Origin of the sequence: Kitasatospora paranensis, from assembly GCF_039544005.1 — a bacterium.
In the GTDB taxonomy this organism is placed as follows: domain Bacteria; phylum Actinomycetota; class Actinomycetes; order Streptomycetales; family Streptomycetaceae; genus Kitasatospora; species Kitasatospora paranensis.
Genome location: NZ_BAABKV010000001.1, coordinates 1821519 through 1838844, shown reverse-complemented (window position 1 = coordinate 1838844; position 17326 = coordinate 1821519). Strand labels below are relative to the sequence as shown.

Annotated in this window: 16 protein-coding genes and 3 pseudogenes; 5 read left to right on the top strand and 14 right to left on the bottom strand. The window is 75.1% G+C overall.

The window, feature by feature from the left end; genetic code table 11:
* Window positions 1-99: 99 nt before the first annotated feature.
* The 4 genes and pseudogenes from ABEB13_RS09275 to ABEB13_RS09260 all read right to left on the bottom strand — a co-directional run bounded on the left by ABEB13_RS09275 (window position 100) and on the right by ABEB13_RS09260 (window position 2944).
* Window positions 100-881: pseudogene (locus tag ABEB13_RS09275) on the bottom strand (SGNH/GDSL hydrolase family protein).
* Window positions 882-994: 113 nt separating this feature from the next.
* Complete coding sequence (locus tag ABEB13_RS09270) at window positions 995-1834, bottom strand: alpha/beta fold hydrolase (protein ID WP_345705094.1); 840 nt, start codon at window positions 1832-1834, stop codon at window positions 995-997.
* 130 nt (window positions 1835-1964) lie between these two features.
* Complete coding sequence (locus ABEB13_RS09265; protein WP_345705093.1) at window positions 1965-2381, bottom strand: hypothetical protein; 417 nt, start codon at window positions 2379-2381, stop codon at window positions 1965-1967.
* Between the two features lie 38 nt (window positions 2382-2419).
* A complete protein-coding gene (locus tag ABEB13_RS09260; RefSeq protein ID WP_345705092.1) occupies window positions 2420-2944 on the bottom strand; it encodes a hypothetical protein in 525 nt (174 codons plus the stop codon).
* A 125-nt stretch (window positions 2945-3069) separates the two neighbouring features.
* On the opposite strand from ABEB13_RS09260, the gene ABEB13_RS09255 reads away from it, so the two are divergent.
* Complete coding sequence (locus tag ABEB13_RS09255) at window positions 3070-3429, top strand: UBP-type zinc finger domain-containing protein (protein WP_345705091.1); 360 nt, start codon at window positions 3070-3072, stop codon at window positions 3427-3429.
* Window positions 3430-3521: 92 nt separating this feature from the next.
* Here the strand turns inward: ABEB13_RS09255 and ABEB13_RS09250 are convergent, their stop codons facing one another.
* On the bottom strand, window positions 3522-4223 hold the full coding sequence (locus tag ABEB13_RS09250; protein WP_345705090.1) for a LysE family translocator: 702 nt from the start codon (window positions 4221-4223) through the stop codon (window positions 3522-3524).
* An 86-nt stretch (window positions 4224-4309) separates the two neighbouring features.
* Window positions 4310-4831 (bottom strand): MarR family winged helix-turn-helix transcriptional regulator, encoded by a 522-nt coding sequence (locus ABEB13_RS09245; RefSeq protein WP_345709606.1) that lies wholly within the window; start codon window positions 4829-4831, stop codon window positions 4310-4312.
* Between the two features lie 106 nt (window positions 4832-4937).
* On the opposite strand from ABEB13_RS09245, the gene ABEB13_RS09240 reads away from it, so the two are divergent.
* The 3 genes and pseudogenes from ABEB13_RS09240 to ABEB13_RS09230 all read left to right on the top strand — a co-directional run bounded on the left by ABEB13_RS09240 (window position 4938) and on the right by ABEB13_RS09230 (window position 9090).
* Window positions 4938-6470 (top strand): MFS transporter, encoded by a 1533-nt coding sequence (locus tag ABEB13_RS09240; RefSeq protein WP_345705089.1) that lies wholly within the window; start codon window positions 4938-4940, stop codon window positions 6468-6470.
* Window positions 6471-6676: 206 nt separating this feature from the next.
* Window positions 6677-8346 (top strand): annotated as a pseudogene (locus tag ABEB13_RS09235) (FUSC family protein).
* A gap of 231 nt (window positions 8347-8577) precedes the next feature.
* Window positions 8578-9090, top strand: coding sequence for a MarR family winged helix-turn-helix transcriptional regulator (locus ABEB13_RS09230; protein ID WP_345705088.1), 513 nt, complete (start codon window positions 8578-8580; stop codon window positions 9088-9090).
* Between the two features lie 36 nt (window positions 9091-9126).
* On the opposite strand, the gene ABEB13_RS09225 is transcribed toward ABEB13_RS09230, so the two are convergent.
* The 5 genes from ABEB13_RS09225 to ABEB13_RS09205 all read right to left on the bottom strand — a co-directional run bounded on the left by ABEB13_RS09225 (window position 9127) and on the right by ABEB13_RS09205 (window position 12772).
* Entirely contained in the window at window positions 9127-10317 is a 1191-nt protein-coding gene (locus ABEB13_RS09225) for a globin domain-containing protein (RefSeq protein WP_345705087.1), read from the bottom strand.
* Window positions 10318-10400: 83 nt separating this feature from the next.
* Complete coding sequence (locus tag ABEB13_RS09220; protein WP_345705086.1) at window positions 10401-10850, bottom strand: RrF2 family transcriptional regulator; 450 nt, start codon at window positions 10848-10850, stop codon at window positions 10401-10403.
* Between the two features lie 65 nt (window positions 10851-10915).
* Window positions 10916-11632: a ketopantoate reductase C-terminal domain-containing protein gene (locus tag ABEB13_RS09215; protein WP_345705085.1), complete on the bottom strand. Its 717-nt coding sequence runs from the start codon at window positions 11630-11632 to the stop codon at window positions 10916-10918.
* The gene (locus ABEB13_RS09210; protein WP_345705084.1) at window positions 11629-12024 is read right to left on the bottom strand and encodes a 2-dehydropantoate 2-reductase N-terminal domain-containing protein; all 396 of its coding nucleotides are present in this window, start codon (window positions 12022-12024) and stop codon (window positions 11629-11631) included. Before ABEB13_RS09210 ends, ABEB13_RS09215 begins: the two co-directional genes overlap by 4 nt.
* 157 nt (window positions 12025-12181) lie before the next feature.
* On the bottom strand, window positions 12182-12772 hold the full coding sequence (locus ABEB13_RS09205) for a TetR/AcrR family transcriptional regulator (protein ID WP_345705083.1): 591 nt from the start codon (window positions 12770-12772) through the stop codon (window positions 12182-12184).
* Window positions 12773-13184: 412 nt separating this feature from the next.
* Here ABEB13_RS09205 and ABEB13_RS09200 point away from each other — a divergent pair.
* Window positions 13185-13724: pseudogene (locus ABEB13_RS09200) on the top strand (zinc-binding dehydrogenase); the annotation flags it as partial.
* 102 nt (window positions 13725-13826) lie between these two features.
* On the opposite strand, the gene efeU reads toward ABEB13_RS09200, so the two are convergent.
* The 3 genes from efeU to efeO form a co-directional block, all read right to left on the bottom strand.
* Window positions 13827-14681 (bottom strand): iron uptake transporter permease EfeU, encoded by an 855-nt coding sequence (efeU, locus tag ABEB13_RS09195; protein WP_345705082.1) that lies wholly within the window; start codon window positions 14679-14681, stop codon window positions 13827-13829.
* Window positions 14682-14720: 39 nt separating this feature from the next.
* Window positions 14721-16013, bottom strand: a complete 1293-nt coding sequence (gene efeB / locus ABEB13_RS09190; RefSeq protein WP_345705081.1) for an iron uptake transporter deferrochelatase/peroxidase subunit — start codon at window positions 16011-16013, stop codon at window positions 14721-14723.
* An 84-nt stretch (window positions 16014-16097) separates the two neighbouring features.
* Window positions 16098-17237 (bottom strand): iron uptake system protein EfeO, encoded by a 1140-nt coding sequence (gene efeO, locus ABEB13_RS09185; protein WP_345705080.1) that lies wholly within the window; start codon window positions 17235-17237, stop codon window positions 16098-16100.
* Window positions 17238-17326 lie beyond the last annotated feature (89 nt).

Here is a 17326-nt window from a genome sequence, read left to right as displayed (position 1 = left end):
GCGGGTGGCGAGCCCCCGTACGACCGTATGCCGCGTCGGGGCGCGGCGAAACCGGGCCCGTGGCGCCGGTGCGGTCGGCCGCGCCGGCGCCCGGCGGGGTCAGAGCGGCAGCAGTTCGGGCCGCTTGGCCTCGACGTGGTCGCCGGAGGACTCGCCGCGCAGCCGGCGGCCGACCCATGGCAGCAGGTAGGCGCGCGCCCACTGGAGGTTCTCCCGGCGCTGCTCGGCCGGGGTCTGTTCGGGCCGGGCGGGCCAGGGCGCCTCCGGGTCCTGGTCGGCCGCCAGGCCGAGGAGCGGGCGGCGAGCAGGGCGACCCGCTGGTGGCCCTCGGGGGAGAGGTGCAGCCGGTCCTCGCTCCATGCCCGCCGGTCGTGCACCGAGCGCAGCGACCAGAGGTCGGCGACCTGGCAGCCGTTGCGGTCGGCGATCGCCCGCAGGTGGCCGTTGTACGTCGCGATCTTGCCGCGCAGGTGGCGGAGCACCGGTACCGTCCGGGTGTCGAAGCCGGTGCAGATCAGGATCGTGCCGGTGTGCTCGCGCAGCTCCAGCACGGCGTCCTCGAAGCGCTCGGCGACCTCGTCCGGGTCGCTGCCCGGCCGCAGGATGTCGTTGCCACCGGCGCAGAAGGTGACCAGGTCGGGCCGGATCCGGCGGACCTGCGGCACCTGTTCGGCGGTGACCTGGTCGAGCAGCCGTCCGCGGACGGCGAGGTTGGCGTACCGGAAGTCGCCGGCGGGGCGGCGGGCGGCCAGCATCGCCGCGAGGCGGTCGGCCCAGCCGGCGAAGCGGCCGTCGGGACCGGGGTCGTTCAGGCCCTCGGTGAAGCTGTCACCGAGGGCTGCGTAGGAACCGAGGTCAAGGGTCTCCTGATGATCGTCCATACCGTAGATGTTTCACCTTGTGAAGTGACCTACGCCACCGTAGGTGACCGGTGGCGGTGCGTGATTTCCGCCACCCCGGGGCGTGCGTGCGGCGCCGCCGCCCGGGGCGCGGCTCAGGCCGCCGCCGCGCAACTGTCCAGGATCACCCGGGCGACCAGCTGCGGATCGTCGCTCATCGGCACGTGGCCGCAGCCGGGCAGCCGGACCAGCCGGGCGCCCGGGATCTCGCGCAGCGCCCGGACGCCCTGGCGGCGCAGCAGCACCCGGTCGCGGGTGCCCCAGGCGATCGTGACCGGCACGCCGGCGATGTCGCCGGTGAAGCGGGTGCGGCGGCCGGCGGCCAGCGTCGGGGCGAAGCCGGTCGCCCCGCGCAGGGCCCGGGTCTCGGCCGCCGCGCCCTCCGGCGAACGGCGTCCGGGCCGGGCGTAGATGCTGCTGACCAGGACCGTCCGTCCGGCTGCCGACCGGGACAGCGCGTCGACGGCGGACGGCGGCAGCAGGGTCGCGCCCAGCCGCATGTACGCCAGGACGGCGAAGGCGTAGCGGCGCTCCGCCTCGGACCAGAATCCGGCCGGGGCCAGGGCGGTGACCGAGCGGGCCGCCCCGGCCCGGCCGAGTCCGAGGGCGAGCAGTCCGCCGAGCGAGTTGCCGGCCACGTGCGGGCGGTCGAGCCCGAGCGCGGCGCAGAACGCGGCGAGGGTCGGGACGGCGGCCGTCAGGTCGTACGGCACGCCGTCCGGCAGGCCGGGGGAGGTGCCGAAGCCGGGCAGGTCGACCGCGATCACCTCATGGCGCTCCGCCAGGGCCGGCAGGACCGGCTCCCAGCCCTGCCAGTGGTGTCCGACGCCGTGCAGCAGCAGGAGCGGGCTGCCGCTGCCCCGCCGGTGGTAGCGGACGGTGGCGGTGCGCGACCCGTACGGGGCGGGCAGCGGGAAGGTGACCTCGGCGGACATGCGGCTCCTCGGCGGCGCGCGGCGGACGTTGTTGGACGGAACGTCAGTAAGGATTACCGGTCGGTAGCCCCGAGGGCAAGAGCATCGTGCCGCGCCCGCACTCCTGTCCCCGCTCCGGCCCGACGGTGCGTCAGAACAGCGCGCCCTGGGCGTCCGGCGCGGGCGGCCGGCGGTGCGGGCGCAGCTCCACCCCGCTGCAGGGCGCAGGCGCCGCCGCCCGCAGCGCCCACCCGGTGAGCCGGCGGGTGTCGAGCAGCAGCGGTTCACCGCCGTCCGGCTGGTCCAGGAAGACCATCCGGCCGATCGGCGGCCGCAGCACGCCGCAGACGGTCGCGCCGTCCGCCAGGGCGGTCACCTCCCGGTACGACGGCGGCGGGCCGTCCGTCAGGCCGAACAGCTCCACGTGGTCCACCACCGGCCCGTCCGGGTAGGTGGTCAGCGGATGCCCGGCCAGCAGTTGCAGCGCGGCCGCCCGGGCACCGGCCACCCTCGCCCGGCGCTCCGCGGCCCCCGGCAGGTGCCACCACTGCTCCGCCTTGGCCCGCACCCCGAACCGCTCCCGCGCGAGCCCGGAGCCGCTGACCGTCAGTTCGGCCCGTCGGACGGCGGGCAGCGACCCCGGGCCACGAAGGTGAAGACCGGCGCGCCCTGCTCCAGCAGCCGGGAGCGGCCGCGCTGCTCGGCGGTCAGCCCCACCTTCACCAGGTCGCCGCCGAACCACGCCAGGTACAGCCGGTACGTCCGCCCGTCGTCCAGGATCCGGTCCCTGGCCAGCGCCAGGCCGCGGTCGACCTGCTGGCACGGCACGCACAGCACCGCCCCCGCCACCGGGTCGATCTCCGCCCGGTGCGGACAGTCACGCCGCTCCGGCTCGCCGGCCAGGTGCGGCCCGGAGCACCGGCGCGGCCCGCCCAGCCGCCAGCCCACCGCCGCCCCCGGCTCGACCACCCGCTCGTGGCGCACCCCGCCGCGCACCGCGCCCAGCACCGGCCGGTCGTCCTGCCAGTGCAGCCCCGTGCAGCGCCAGCGCGTCGACCGCCCTTCCACCGCCGCCTCCTCGATCACCGTTCCGCCGTCCCCGCTGTCCGCGCCGATCCCATCACGCGCCACTGACACCCCTGGCCCCGACGGCCGTTCCCCGGACGGGCGGGCCGCCGCAGACCGGCGTACGTTCGCCGGAGGGGGAACGTCCGGAGGCCCGCACGCCCGGGCCCGCACGTCGAGGAGGCACCTGCATGAGCGAGCAGGAGGTACCGGGGATCGACCCCGCCGCCCTGCCGAGCGGGGACGGCTGCGCCGAGTGCCTGGCCGGCCAGGACGCCGGCTGGTGGCTGCACCTGCGCCGCTGCGCCGCCTGCGGCCACATCGGCTGCTGCGACTCCTCGCCGTCCCAGCACGCCACCCGGCACGCCCGGGAGTCCGGGCATCCGTTCCTCACGAGCTTCGAGCCGGGCGAGGACTGGTTCTGGAACATCGAGACCGACGAGTACTACACGGGCCCGCCGCTCGCCGGTCCGGCCTCGCGCCCGCCGACCCAGCCGTCGCCCGGCCCGGCCGGCCGGGTTCCCGGGGACTGGCAGAGCCTGCTGCACTGAGCCGCCCGCGCCGGGCCCGCGCCGGGCCCGCGCCGGGCCTGCGCCGGGCCTGCTGCACCGAGTGCGCTGCCCGCGCTCGCGGGCCGGCCCGATCAGTCGCCGAAGGCGAGTCGAAGGCCGAACGCCGCGATCACCCCGCCGGTGATGCGGTCGAGGACGCGCCGGGCGGTGGGGCCGGTCAGCCGGTGCCGGACGACCCGGGCGAAGCCCACCAGCACCGTCGACCAGACCAGGCCGAGCGCCAGGTGCTCGCAGGTCAGCAGGACGCCGAAGGCCAGGTGGGGTGCGCCGGGCGGGATGAACTGCGGCAGCAGGGCGACGTAGAAGACGCCGACCTTCGGGTTGAGCAGGTTGGTCAGTGCACCCCGGCGCCAGCCCGCGACCAGCCCGTTGCCGTCCGCGGGCCCGTCCGTGCGCTGCCTGTCCCCGCCGTGCCGGTCGCCGCCGTGCCCGTCCGCCGGTCCGTCCGCCGGGCTGCCGTCCGGGGCGGCCCCGGTGTCGCGGCGCCAGGAGTCGCGCAGCATCCGGGCGCCGGTCCACAGCAGATACCCGGCGCCTGCCCAGCGCAGCGTCTCGTAGGCCAGGTGCGAGGCGGTGAGGACGGCGGTGGCCCCGACGGAGGCGAGCACGCCCCACACCAGGGTGCCGGTCTGGATGCCGAGCACCACACCCCAGGCGCGGCGGCGCCGTCCGAGGACGGCGGTGCGCAGGATGAGGGCGGTGTCGAGGCCCGGCGTGAGCGTCAGCAGGCCCACCAGGAGGCCGAAGGACCAGAGGGCGGTGGCGGTGTCCATGCCCGCCGACCCTATCGGTGCGGCGTCCGGCCGCGGCCACCGGCCGGGTGCGACCCGGCCGATGCCGTACGGCGCGGTCGCCGCCGTCAGGCCTGTGCCCGGTCGCCCGCGTCCCCCGCCGGTCCGCCCGTCGGTCCGTCCAGCGGGTCGTCCAGCGGTCCGCCTGCCGGGGCGTCCGCCGGGCCGTCGGCCGGGCGGGGCCAACTGCGGCCCTCGTGCTGCTCGATGCTCATGTTGAAGCGGGCGAGCGCGCGGGCCAGCACCGCGACCTCCTCCGCCGGCCAGTCCGCCAGGACGACCGACAGGCCGTTGACCGACCAGTCGCGGTCCGCATGCAGCCGCCGCAGGCCGTCGCCGGTGATCCGGAGTTTGCGGGCGATGCCGCCGTCCGGGTCGGGGATGCGTTCGACCAACCCGTTGCGGAGCATGGCACCGGTCTGCCGGTTGATCGTCGAGGTGTCCAGGCCGAAGGCCTCGGCGAGTTGGCCGATCGACATCGGTCCCTCGGCCTCGATCCGGCTCAGCAGGGTGTAGGCGCTGCGTTCGAGCCGGCCGGTCGGCCGGTCGGTGCGCAGCGCGGCGATGACCTGGTGACGCCCGATCAGCATCAGTTCGCGCTCGATGTCGCCGATCTGGTCCTGCACTGTTCCTCCTCACGTTCCGTGGTCAGGGTAGCGCCGAAGGGCTTCATGCATGGTGCACATCATATGTATGATGCACAAGTCGCCTCGTGACTTGGAGTCCCCCGTGAGCTCACGCTCCGCAACCCCCGCCCGTCCAGGTGCGATCGTCGCCGTGCTGGCCGGTGCCGGCATCGTCGTCTCGCTGATGCAGACCCTGGTCGTCCCGCTCATCCCCGAGCTGCCGAAGCTGCTGCACACCACTCCGGCCAACGCCTCCTGGGCGATCACCGCCACCCTGCTCGCCGGCGCGGTCGCCACCCCCGTCCTCGGCCGCCTCGGCGACATGTACGGCAAGCGCCGGATGCTGCTGGTCAGCCTCGGCATGCTGGTCGTTGGCTCGCTGGTGCCGGCGGTCTCGACCGGGCTGGTCCCGATGGTGATCGGGCGCGCGCTCCAGGGGTGCGCGGCCGGCGTGATCCCGCTGGGCATCAGCATCATGCGCGACGAGCTGCCGCCGGAGCGGATGGGTTCGGCGATGGCCCTGGTGAGCTCCTCGCTCGGGATCGGCGGCGCGCTCGGCCTGCCGCTCGCCGCGGTGGTCGCCCAGCACGCCAGCTGGCACGTGCTGTTCTGGACCGCGGCGGTGCTCGGCCTGGTGGTCGTCGCCCTCGTCGCGACCCTCGTCCCGGAGTCCCCGGTGCGCGGGGGCGGCCGGTTCGACGTCGTCGGCGCCGTCGGGCTCTCGGTCGGCCTGGTCTGCCTGCTGCTCGCCATCTCCAAGGGCTCGGACTGGGGTTGGGGCAGCGGCAGCACGCTCGGGATGTTCGCGGCCGCGGTCGTCGTCCTGCTGCTGTGGGGCGTGTTCGAGCTGCGCACCACCAGCCCGCTGGTCGACCTGCGCACCACCGTCCGCCGTCAGGTGCTGATGACCAACGCGGCCTCGGTGGTGGTCGGTTTCGCGATGTACGCGATGTCGCTGATCATCCCGCAGTTGCTCCAGCTGCCGGCCGCCACCGGCTTCGGCCTCGGGCAGTCGATGGTCGCCGCGGGTCTGTGCATGGCGCCGTCCGGCCTGGTGATGATGGCTGTCTCCCCGGTGTCGGCCCGGCTCTCGGCCGCCCGCGGCCCCAAGGTGGCCCTGCTGGTCGGCACGCTGGTGATCGCCGCGGGCTACGGGCTGTCGCTGGCCCTGATGGGTCACGTCTGGGGCGTCGTCGTCTGCTCCAGCGTCATCGGCGCCGGTATCGCCTTCGCGTACGCCTCGATGCCGGCCCTGATCATGGGCGCCGTGCGGGCCTCCGAGACGGCCGCCGCCAACGGTCTCAACACCCTGATGCGGTCCATCGGCACCTCGACCTCGGCGGCGGTGATCGGCGTGGTGCTCTCCCACATGACCGTCCGGATGGGGCCGGTGGCGCTGCCGTCCGAGAGCGGGTTCCGGACGGGCCTGGCGATCGGGCTCGGTGCGGCACTGGCGGCCGCCCTGGTGACGCTGGCCGTACCCGGCCGCGCCCGCGACGCTGCGGCGGCGACGGCTCCGCGTGCGGCCGACGCCAATGCCGACGCCAATGCCGACGCCGACGCCGGGTCCGCGCCCGAGCCCGAGTCGGCCGCCCGCCCCTGAGTCGCCACCCGCCCCTGAGTCGCCACCCGTCGCCCCGCCGCCCACCTCCGCCGCCCCCGCGGGCGGCGGGCGGGCGGCGGGGCACACGGGCGTCCGCCCGCCGTAGCAAATCGTTTACGAGTAAAACACTTGCTAACATTGTTCGGGTGAGCAGCTCCACCCGTCCCCCCGCGACCGCCCGCCCGCGCTTCGTCCTGCGACGCCGACTGGCGGCCCCGCTCCGCCTCGGCCGCCCGTCCGACATCTGGTACAAGCCCGCACTCAGCGTGGTGGCCGCCGCGGCCGTCCCCGATGCACTCCTGCTCGCAGCCGGGCGCCTCGACCTCGCGATGGCCACCACCGCCGGCGCGCTCTGCGCGCTGTACGGCCACCACCTGCCGTACGCGGCCCGCGCCCGCGCCGTCGCGCTCGTCCTGCTCGGGATGCTCGCCGGCTTCGGTACGGCCATGGCCGCCGCGGCGCTCACCCACTCGGTCGTCGTCCTGGTCGCGGTCGGCGCCCTGCTCGCCGCCGTCCAGAAGGCGGTCTGCGACGCCACCCGGATCGGACCACCCGGCCACGTGGTGCTCGCCTTCGTCTCCTCGGCCGCGCTGTTCGTGCCGCTGTCCGCCCCGGCGATCGCCGGCCGGCTCGGTCTGGCCGCGGCCGCCGGCGCGTTCGCCTGGCTGGTCTGTCTGGCACCTGCACTGATCCGCCGCGACGGGCCCGAGCGGCACGCCGTCGCGCGCGCCCTCGACGCCGCGGCCGCGTACGCCGCCACCCCCGAGGGTCCGCACCGCACCCGGCCGCGCGCCGTGGCCGCCGCGGCCCTCCACGCCGCCTGGTCCTCGCTGCCGACGCCCGCGGACGGCCCGGCCCGGCGGGGCGGCGCGGACCGGTGCACCCTCGTCCGACTGCTCGGCCACGCCGAGGCCGCGCTCGCGGCCGCCCACACCGGTGGCCCCGCCCCGGGCGGCGCGGCCGACCCGGGGCGGCTGCGCGGACTCGCCCTGGCCCTGCGCACCGGCGCCCCCTGCCCGCCCCGGACCCGGCCGGCACCGAACACGTCACCGGACACGACACCGGGCACGCCGCCGTCGCCGGGCACGCCCCCGCACCCCGCCCCTCCCTGCTGCGCCTGCTCGGCCCGGGCTCGCCGCTGCTGCCGGTCGTGCACCGGACGTTCCTCGGCTGCGCCCTGGCCGGCTGGGGTGCAGCCGCGCTCGGCATCGGCCGCCCGTCCTGGGCGCTGGTCACCGCCGCCTCGCTCTACCAGGCCAACGGCACGCTCACCTGGCACCGGGCCGTGCAGCGGGTGGTCGGCAACCTGCTCGGGGTACTGGTCTTCGCCGCCGTCGTGCCCCTCGCCCACCTCGGCGCCGTCCCGCTGGTGCTCTGCTGCCTGGCCGGCAACTTCGGCGCGGAGGCGCTGATCGGCCGCAACTACTGGCTCGGCAGCATCTGCGTCACCCCGATGGCGCTGCTCGTCACCGAGTTCGGCCGCACCCAGCCGAGCGGCCCGCTGGTCGCCGACCGGATCCTCGACACCGTGGCCGGCGCCCTGCTCGGGCTCCTCGCCGTCCTGCTGGTCACCAACCGCAGGGCCGGCCGCCGGGTCGGCGCCACCGTCCGGGACGCCGCGGCCGCCCGGGAGCATGCCGAACACCTCCTCGCGCACCCCTCCCCGGAGCCCGCGGCCCTCGCCGCAGCGGGCCGCCGCCTCACCGGCGCCCTCGTCGACCTGCGGACCGCCGCCGACACCGCGGCCGGCGAATGGCCCCGACCGGACCTCCCCGACCGCGAGGTCGCGGCCGAGGAGCACGCCGGACACCGTACGCTCGCAGCGACGGTACGGCGCAGGGGCGGCCTCACCGGCCCGCTCGCCGCGGCCCGGTGAGACCCGGGCGGCCACCCGGCCGCCGGACCGCGGCAGGCGGCAGGACAGCACGCGGCAGGGCAGGCATGACGGCACGCAGCACGGCACGCGGCAGGGCAGGCATGACGGCACGCAGCTCGGCACACAGTACGGCGGGCAGGACAGCACGCAGAACGGGGCGGCAGGCATGACGGCACGCAGCTCGGCACACAGTACGGCGGGCAGGACAGCACGCAGAACGGGGCGGCAGGCATGACGGAGTCGGTGGCGCCGACGGACACGGTGGCGGCCGTCGTCGCGCAGTGGCGCGGCATCCACCCCCACCTGGACACCGGGCCGATGGAGATCATCGGCCGGATCAACCGCTGTGCCGCGCTGCTCCAGCAGGCCGAGGACGCACCGCTGCGCCGGGCCGGGCTCACCCGCCCGGAGTTCGACCTGCTCGGTGCGCTGCGCCGCACCGGGCACGAGCTGACGCCCGGCGAACTGGCGCGGGAGACCTTCTCCTCCGGGGCGGCCGTCACCAAGCGGCTGCGGCAGCTCCAGGACCGCGGCCTCGTCGAGCGGCGGGCGGACACCCGGGACCGCCGGGTGGCGCACCTGCGGCTGACGGACGCCGGTCGCGGCCTGGTCGACCGGATCCTGCCGGACCAACTGGCCTTCGAGCGCACGGTGCTCGCCGGGCTCACCGGGGAGCGCCACGGCGAGCTGGCCGGCCGGCTGGCGGAGCTGCTCGGGCAGTTGGAGGGCCGGATCGGCGGCTGACCGCCGGCCCGGCCCCTGTGGACGCGGTCGGGGGCGTCAGCCCTCCGCGCCGAGCCAGAGGTCCGGCCCGAACACCTCGTAGTGGATGTCGGCGGGGCGGATGCCCGCCGCGATCAGCTGTCCGCGCACCGAGCGCAGGAACGGCACCGGGCCGCACAGGTAGGCGGTGGCGCCGGCCGGCACGTCGATGCCGGACAGCTCCACCAGGCCGGTCCGGTCGGCCGGCAGGTCGTCGGCGGCCTGCTCGTAGAAGACGTGGGCCTCGGCGTCCGGGAGCTTGCCGACGAGCTGGTGCAGGTCCTCCCGGAAGGCGTGGCTCCCCGGGTCGCGGTCGCCGTGCACGGCGACGACGCGGCGGGTGGCGCCGGTGGCGGCCAGGTGGGCGAGCATGCCGATCATCGGGGTGCAGCCGATACCGGCCGAGGCGAGCAGCAGCGGCCCCTCCCCGTCGGCGAGCACGACGTCGCCGAACGGAGGGCTGATCCGGAGGGTGTCGCCGCTGCCGACCCGGTCGTGCAGGTGGTGGGAGACCTCCCCGGCGGGCGCGCCCGCCACCCGCTTGACCGCGAAGGAAAGCGCGCCGTCGAGCTGCCCGGTCAGGCTGTACTGACGGATCTGCCGGGCGCCGTCCGGGAGTTCGACCTCCACGGAGACGTACTGGCCGGGCCGGACGGCGGGCACCGGGCTGCCGTCGGCCGGGCGGACGACGAAGGTCGCGACATCGGCGGTCTCCGGGATCCGGGCGACCACGGTGTACGGGCGCCGGGCCTCGCCGGGAGCGGAGCCGGCCTGCGCGTACAGGTCGCTCTCCAGGGCGATCAGGGCGTGCGCCATCAGCCAGTAGACCTCGTCCCAGGCGGCCGCGACCTCGGGGGTGACGGCGTCGCCGAGCACCTCGACGATCGCGGCGAACAGGTGCTCGTGCACCACCTGGTACTGCTCGGGGGCGATGCCGAGCGAGGCGTGCTTGTGGGCGATCCGGGCGAGCATGGCGTCCGGGCGCACCTCGGAGTGTGCGACCAGCGCGGTGGCGAACGCCGCTATCGATCCGGCCAGGGCCTGGCGCTGGCTGCCGTTGGCCTGGTTGCCCCGGTTGAAGAGGTCCCGCAGCAGCTCGGGGTGGGCCTCGAAGAGCCGCTCGTAGAAGCGCGCGGTGATCTCGCCGACGGCACCGCCGACGACCGGCAGGGTGGCCTCGACGACCGGGAGGTTCTGCGGGGACAGCATCGGAGCTCCTAATTGGTATGTGATCTTCGTATTTTTGGCTGTGCGCGGCAATCGGCCGCAGGTCCGGCCGGTGCGGCCCGGGATCACTCCCGGGCGGTCGGGCGGACGGGCAGTCCGAGCAGCACGGGGCCGGTCGGCGAGGCGACCAGGTCGTCGACGCAGAGCGGGTCGAGTGCCGCGAAGAACGCCTCCTGGGCGCTGCGCAGCGCGCCGCGCAGCCGGCAGGCGGCCCGCAGCGGGCACGGCGGATCGTCCTCGCAGCCCACCACGTCACCGACCCCCTCCAACTCCCGGACCAGCGCACCCAGCGAGCCCGTCCGGCCGGCCAGGGTGAGCGCGAGGCCGCCGCTGCGGCCCCGCCGGGCCTCCACCACGCCGAGGTGCTGGAGTCGGCTGACCACCTTGGCCGCGTGCGTGTACGGCACGTCCATCGCCGCCGCGACCTCGCGGGTGGTCGGGTTGGACGCCTCGTCCAGCACGGCCAGCCGCATGGCGATGCGCAGGGCGATGTCGGTGCTCTTGGTCAGCCTCACGACCGGAAGACTATCTAATGCGAATCCTGGACTCGTCTTTGGGGGCGGTTTCCGGCCGGTGGCCGTCAACGGGCCGCCGTCAGCTCGGCGAGCAGCTCGGGGCCGGCCCAGGTGCGGGCCGCGGGGCCGGACTCCTCGGCCGCCCGGACGAGCTCGATCAGCCGGGCGTTCGCCGGGGCCGCCAGCCCGTGCCGCGCCGCCATCGCGACCACCTCGCCCTGGAGGCTGTCGATCTCCGTCCGCCGGCCGCGCTGCAGATCCTCCCAGGTCGACGACCGCGCCTCGGCGTCCACCTGCAGCGCTGCCGCCGCCAGCCGCCGGAAGACCCCGTCCGGCAGGGCCAGCAGCCTGGGCATCAGCGCGGTCGGCAGCGCCCCCAGCCGTGCCGGGCGGACCCCGTCCGCCCGCATCGCCGCCAGCGCCTCCCGCTGACACAGCGCCAGGCAGCGCCGGTAGGCGCGCGAGCCGAGCTCCTCGCGCAGCGGCAGGCCGGACAGCGCGTTGATCGCGTTGTTCAGGTTCATCAACAGCTTGCCGTGCTGCACCTCGCGCATGTCGGCGCGGCGCTCGATCGCCAGCCCGGCCTGTTCGGCGGCCTCCGCCAGCGCGATCCCGGCAGGCTGGTCGTCGATCATCAGGGCCCCGCCCGAGCCCTGGTGGAAGACGCCGGGCGCGGTCTGCAGCACGTTGTACGGGACCATCCCGGCGACCACCGGGTGCGCGTCGCCGACCGCGGCCCGCAGCTGCGCCGGGTTGTGCAGGCCGTTCTGCAGGCTGATCACCGCCGCGCCGGGGAGAGCCGGCCGGCGAGGTCCTGGCCGGCCCCGGTCGTCCCGCCCGACTTGACCGTCACCAGCACCAGGTCCGCGTCGCGCAGGGCCTCGGGCGACGTGGCCAGGCGCAGCCGGTCGGCCGGTATGCGGCGGGTGGGACGGCCGCCGCCGGTGAGGGTGAGGCCGTGTGCGCGCAGGATCTCCATCGCGGCGGGCCGTCCGACCAGGGTGACGTCCGCGACGGCGGAGAGCAGGCCGCCGAGGTGGCAGCCGATGCTGCCGGCGCCGAGGACGGCGATCACCGGGCGCCGCCCGGCGCCGGGTCGGTCGGTGCGCGGTCGGTCGGTGGGCGGTCGGTCGGTGGGCGCGTCCAGCGGTCGGTCGGTCGGCTCGGGCACCACGGTGGTTCTCCTGGCGTCGGCGGCAGGGCGTGCGGAGCACCCTAGCGCGGCGCCGCCACCGGGCCGCCGGTGTCCCCGTGTTCGTCCCGGCCGCTCCCCGCGTGGCAGGCTCGGCGGACCGCCCTGGCGGGCGGGACGGGCAGGCGGGACGGGCGGGTCAGCCGGCCGGGCCGACCAGGGCGGCGACCGCGCTGCGCAGGTGTTCCCGGGCGGCCCCGCCGTCGAGGTTCCCGGCGACCATGCTGCCGTCGCGCAGCAGGACCAGGATGCCGGCGGCGGTCTCCGGGTCGGGGTGGCCGCAGCCGGCGGCCAGGTCGGCCAGTGCGGCGCGGAACCAGCGGCGGTGCTCGGCGACGGCCTGCCGGACGGGGTGCGCCGGATCGGGGTACTCGGCGGCGGTGTTGATGAACGGGCAGCCCCGGAAGCCCGGACCGCAGATCTCCTCGGCCAGTGTCCCGACCAGCAGGTCGAGGACGCCGCGCGGGTCGCGGGCCGCGGCGCCGGCGGCGGCGAACCGTGCCCGGACGTCCCGGTCGCGCTGCTGGATGTAGGCGAGGACGAGTTCGTCCTTGCCGGGGAAGTGGCGGTAGAAGGTCGCCTTGGTGACGCCGGCCGCGGTGATCAGCCGGTCGACGCCGACAGCCTGGACGCCCTCGGCGTAGAACAGCCCGGACGCCGTCTCCAGCAGCCGCTCGCGCGCCGCTGACCTGCGCGAAGGGGCGTCGGCGAGTGCTGATCGAGCGTCCATGGGGCCAACATAACAGGCTGTTCGACCGGCCCGGGGCGACCTTTCCCAAGCCGGAACCCCGGGGCCGTGGACGGTGCCGCCGGGCCGCCCCTCCGCTCGTGCCGCGTCCGCCCGCCACCGGGCGCCCGTCGCGCCGCGGCGCCGCCCGGAACGTGACGCACCCCCTGCGGACGAGGCCGCCGACCCCGTTGACTACCACTGCTAGTTTACTGACGGGTAGCCCCGACCGTCACCGGACCACCACCGGACCATCAGCGGACATGAGGAGCGGCACGTGCAGCAGCACGCGGACCACTGCATCGGCGGACGCTGGCGGCCGGCCGCCGGGCCGGACACCATCGCCGTCGTCGACCCCGCCACCGAGCAGGTCATCGCCACCGTCCCCGCCGGCACCCCCGCCGAGGTCGACCAGGTGGTGTACGGGCTCGGCGGGATCGGACTGGCCGTCCTGCAGGCCGCGCGGATCGCCGGCGCCGGGCGGATCATCGCCGTCGACGTCGCGCCCGGCAAGGAGGAGCTGGCCCGGCAGCACGGCGCGACCGACTTCCTGATCGCGGACGACCGGACACCGAAGGCCGTCCGGGAGCTCACCGGCGGCCTCGGCGCCGACCACGCCTTCGAATGCGTCGGGCGGGGCGCCGCGATCCGCTCCGCCTGGTCGGCGACCCGCCGCGGCGGCCGCACCACCGTGGTCGGCATCGGCGGCAAGGAGGACGAGGTGTCCTTCTCGGCGCTGGAGCTCTTCCACTACGCCCGGACGCTGACCGCCTGTGTCTTCGGCAACTGCGACCCCGTCGAGTCGGTGCCCGTCCTGGCCGGCCACGTCCGCTCCGGGCGCCTCGACCTGGACGCGCTGATCACCGACCGGATCGGGCTGGCGGACATCCCGGCCGCCTTCGAGCGGATGACGGCCGGCCGCGGCGGCCGCTCCCTGGTGGTCTTCGACGGATAGGGCCCACCGGCCGCGCGCTCCCCGGAGGCTTCCGCCGGCCGCACCGACGCCGAGGCCCCCGCCGTCCGGTCGGACGGCGGGGGCCTCGGGGCGGATCGGGCATCAGGCCGACGGTGTCCCGGCGGGCTGGACGGGTGCGGCCGGCTTCGGCGCGGTCGAGCCGCCGGAGCGCCGCAGGAACAGCGCCAGGGTGGGCGCCAGGTAGAGCACCCAGACGATCACCTGGAGCGCGGTCGGGTCCGGCTGGAAGTTGAAGACGCCCTTCAGCAGGGTGCCGTACCAGCTGTCCTTCGGGATGGTGCTGGAGATGTCGAACAGCACGTCGTGCAGGCCGGGGATCCAGCCGGCCTCCTGGAGGTCGTGCACGCCGTAGGCGAGCACGCCCGCGGCGACGACGACCAGCATCGCGCCCGTCCAGGTGAAGAACTTCGCCAGGTTGATCTTCAGCGCGCCGCGGTAGAACAGCCAGCCCAGCACCACCGAGGTCAGCAGGCCGAGGACGGCGCCGACCAGCGGGCGGACCCCGTCGCTGGTGGCCTGCACGGCCGTCCAGATGAACAGCGCCGTCTCCAGACCCTCGCGGCCCACGGCGAGGAACGCCGTCAGCACCAGGGCGAAGGTGCCCATGGCGAGCGCCGCGTCCAGCTTGCCGTGCAGTTCGGTCTTCAGGTGGCGTGCCGTGCGGCGCATCCAGAAGACCATCCAGGTGACCAGCCCGACCGCGATGACCGACAGCGAGCCGCCGAGCGCCTCCTGCGACTCGAAGTCCATCTGCGTCGAGCCGTACTGCAGCACGGCGCCGAAGGCCATCGAGAGCACGACGGCCGCGGCGATGCCGCCCCACACGGGGGCGAGCCTGTCCCGCCGACCGGTCTTGACCAGGTAGGCGATCAGGATGCAGACGACGAGGCTGGCTTCGAGGCCCTCACGCAGGCCGATCAGGTAGTTGCCGAACACGGGGGCTCCTGGGGTCGGAGGTGGTACGGGGTCGGGAGGTCAGCCGAACAGGGCCTGGCCCCACCATTCGCCGGGCTTGCGGACACCGGGCGGGCACGCGAAGTGGGCGGAGCCGACGTGCGTGATGTACTCGTTCAGCTTGTCGTTGGCCGCGAGCTTGGTCTGCAGCGGCACGAACGCCTTGCGGGTGTCGCGCTGGTACGCGAGGAAGAACAGGCCGGCGTCCAGGCGGCCGAGGCCGTCCGAACCGTCGGTGAAGGAGAAGCCGCGGCGCAGGATCATCAGCCCGTTGTTGCTGTCCGGGTGGGCGAGGCGCACGTGGGAGTCCTGCGGCATCGCCGAGAGGTCCGGGGTGTCCCGCTCCTTCTGCTTGCCGTACGGCGCGCCCTCGCCCTTGGTGCGGCCGAAGACGTCCTCCTGCTCCTTGAGCGAGGTGCGGTCCCAGGCCTCGATGGTCATCCGGATCCGCCGCGACACCAGGTACGAGCCGCCGGTCATCCACTCCGGGCCGTCGCCGGGGGCGACCCAGACGTGGTCGGCGAGCTTCGCGGTGTCGGAGCCCGCGATGTTGTGGGTGCCGTCCTTGAAGCCCATCAGGTTGCGCGGGGTCTGTGCCTCGGGCGTGGTGGAGGAGGTCTTGCCGAAACCGAGCTGCGACCAGCGGACGTTGACCACGCCCATGCCGATCCGGGCCAGGTTGCGGATGGCGTGCACCGCGACCTGCGGGTCGTCCGCGCAGGCCTGGATGCAGATGTCGCCGCCGACCCGGCCGTCCTCCAGCCGGTCGCCGCGGAACTTCGGCAGGTCGATCAGCGCCTCCGGGCGCCGCGCCTTGAGGCCGAAACGGTCGACACCGTCCTTCTCGAACAGCGTCGGACCGAAGCCGATGGTCAGCGTCAGCCGGGAGGCGGGCAGGCCGAGCGCCTCACCGGTGTCGTCCGGCGGGGCCTGCGGGACGCCGCCGGTGGCGCCGGCCCCGACCTCGCGGCCGCCGGTCATCGCGGCGGCGGCCTTCGTCCACTCCTTCAGCATCGCGACCAGCGCGGCGCGGTCGTTCGTGGCGACGTCGAAGGCGGCGAAGTGCAGCCGGTCCTGGACGGGCGTCGCGATCCCGGACTGGTGGTCGCCGTAGAAGGCGATGTCCGCGGTCGAGTCGACGGCCGGCGCGGCGGCGCCGTCCTCCTTCATGGTGGCGGCGGCGACCGACCCGGCCGCGGCCGCGCCCAGGGCCAGGCCGGCACCGGCCCAGCCGATGAGGGCGCGCCGGCTGGGGGCGGGCTGCTCGGCGGCCTGGTCGGCCGGGGTGGCGGGCTGAGCGGTCTCGGCGTCCACGGGGTTCCTCACGGGGCTGGCTCGGCGGTACTGACTCGGCGTGCGGATGCGGCGGCCGGTGGGGCCGCCGCACCCGCGGCCGTGCTACGGGGTGACGACGGCGGCGGCGAGCTTGGAGAGCGGCTCGCCCAGCGAGTTGACCGCGTCGGAGAACGCCTTGCGCTCCGGCTCGGTGACCTTGTCGTAGGAGGTGTAGGTGCCGTCGGCCTGCTTGTACTTGGCGAGCAGGGCGTTGATCGCGGTGAACTCGCCGTCGAGGGTCTTGGCCAGGGCCGCGTCCTTCTCCGCGACGACCGGCTTCAGCAGCGCGTACGCCTTGTCGGCGCCGTCGACGTTGGCCTGGAAGTCCGAGAGGTCGGTGTGGCTGTAGCGGTCCTCCTCACCGGTGATCTTGTTCTTGGCGACCTCGTCCAGCAGTTCCTTGGCGCCGTTGGCCATGCCGGTCGGGGTGATCTCGGCCTTGGGGATGCGGGTCTGCCAGTCCTTCAGGTCGGCGACGAGCTGGTCGGCCAGCTTCTTGTCGTCGTCGGTGACCTTGCCGTCGGCCCAGATCGACTTCTCGAGCTTGTGCCAGCCCGTCCACTGCTGGCCGGCCTCCAGGCCGTCCTCGCGGGTGTCGGTCTTCGGGTCGATGTCGCCGAAGCTCTCGGCGACCGGCTCGGTGCGCTCCCAGCCCACCCGGGACGCGGCGAAGAGCGACTTCGCCTTCTCCAGGTCGCCGGACTTGACCGCCTCGGCGAACTGCGTGACCACCGGGATGGTCGCGTCGGCCTGCTGCTGGGCGTAGGCGCGGTAGGCGTCGACGGCGGACTGCAGACGGGGGTCGGCCTTGGCGGTGCTCGCACCGTCACCGGTGACGGTGATCTTCTGGCGGATGCCGTCGCCGGTCATGCCCGGCTTGCAGGCGACCTCGTACGAGCCCGGCTTGATCTCGGCGGAGATCGTGGCCCTGGTGCCGGGGCCGATGTTCTCCCGCTCGGTCACGATCTTGTCGCCGGCCGCGTAGACGTAGACCTCGGTGGCCTTCGACCCCTTGTTGTGCACCTCCAGGTGCACGGTGCCGCCGGGGAAGGTGGTGGTCGACAGCTCGCAGGCCGAGTCGGAGGCGTTGACCTGGACCGCGTCCGCCGATCCCGCGTCGTCCTTCTTCGAGCAACCGGCCAGGGCGGCACCGGCGACGGCGAGGGACAGCAGCGTGACTGCGGTGGAACGACGGGCGGGCATGGCAGGCTCCGTGGGTGCGGGGTCAGTGGTCCGGCAGGCAGACAGTAAGGGAAGCAAGGCTAACCTAACAACCTTTCGGGCCGTCAGCT

Coding starts and splice junctions, on each gene's coding strand:
- ABEB13_RS09270 (WP_345705094.1), bottom strand. CDS start 1,834: ATGTCCGCCGAGGTCACCTTCCCGCTGCCCGCCCCGTACGGGTCGCGC.
- ABEB13_RS09255 (WP_345705091.1), top strand. CDS start 3,070: ATGAGCGAGCAGGAGGTACCGGGGATCGACCCCGCCGCCCTGCCGAGC.
- ABEB13_RS09250 (WP_345705090.1), bottom strand. CDS start 4,223: ATGGACACCGCCACCGCCCTCTGGTCCTTCGGCCTCCTGGTGGGCCTG.
- ABEB13_RS09245 (WP_345709606.1), bottom strand. CDS start 4,831: ATGCTGATCGGGCGTCACCAGGTCATCGCCGCGCTGCGCACCGACCGG.
- ABEB13_RS09240 (WP_345705089.1), top strand. CDS start 4,938: ATGCACAAGTCGCCTCGTGACTTGGAGTCCCCCGTGAGCTCACGCTCC.
- ABEB13_RS09230 (WP_345705088.1), top strand. CDS start 8,578: ATGACGGAGTCGGTGGCGCCGACGGACACGGTGGCGGCCGTCGTCGCG.
- ABEB13_RS09225 (WP_345705087.1), bottom strand. CDS start 10,317: ATGCTGTCCCCGCAGAACCTCCCGGTCGTCGAGGCCACCCTGCCGGTC.
- ABEB13_RS09205 (WP_345705083.1), bottom strand. CDS start 12,772: ATGGACGCTCGATCAGCACTCGCCGACGCCCCTTCGCGCAGGTCAGCG.
- efeO (WP_345705080.1), bottom strand. CDS start 17,237: ATGCCCGCCCGTCGTTCCACCGCAGTCACGCTGCTGTCCCTCGCCGTC.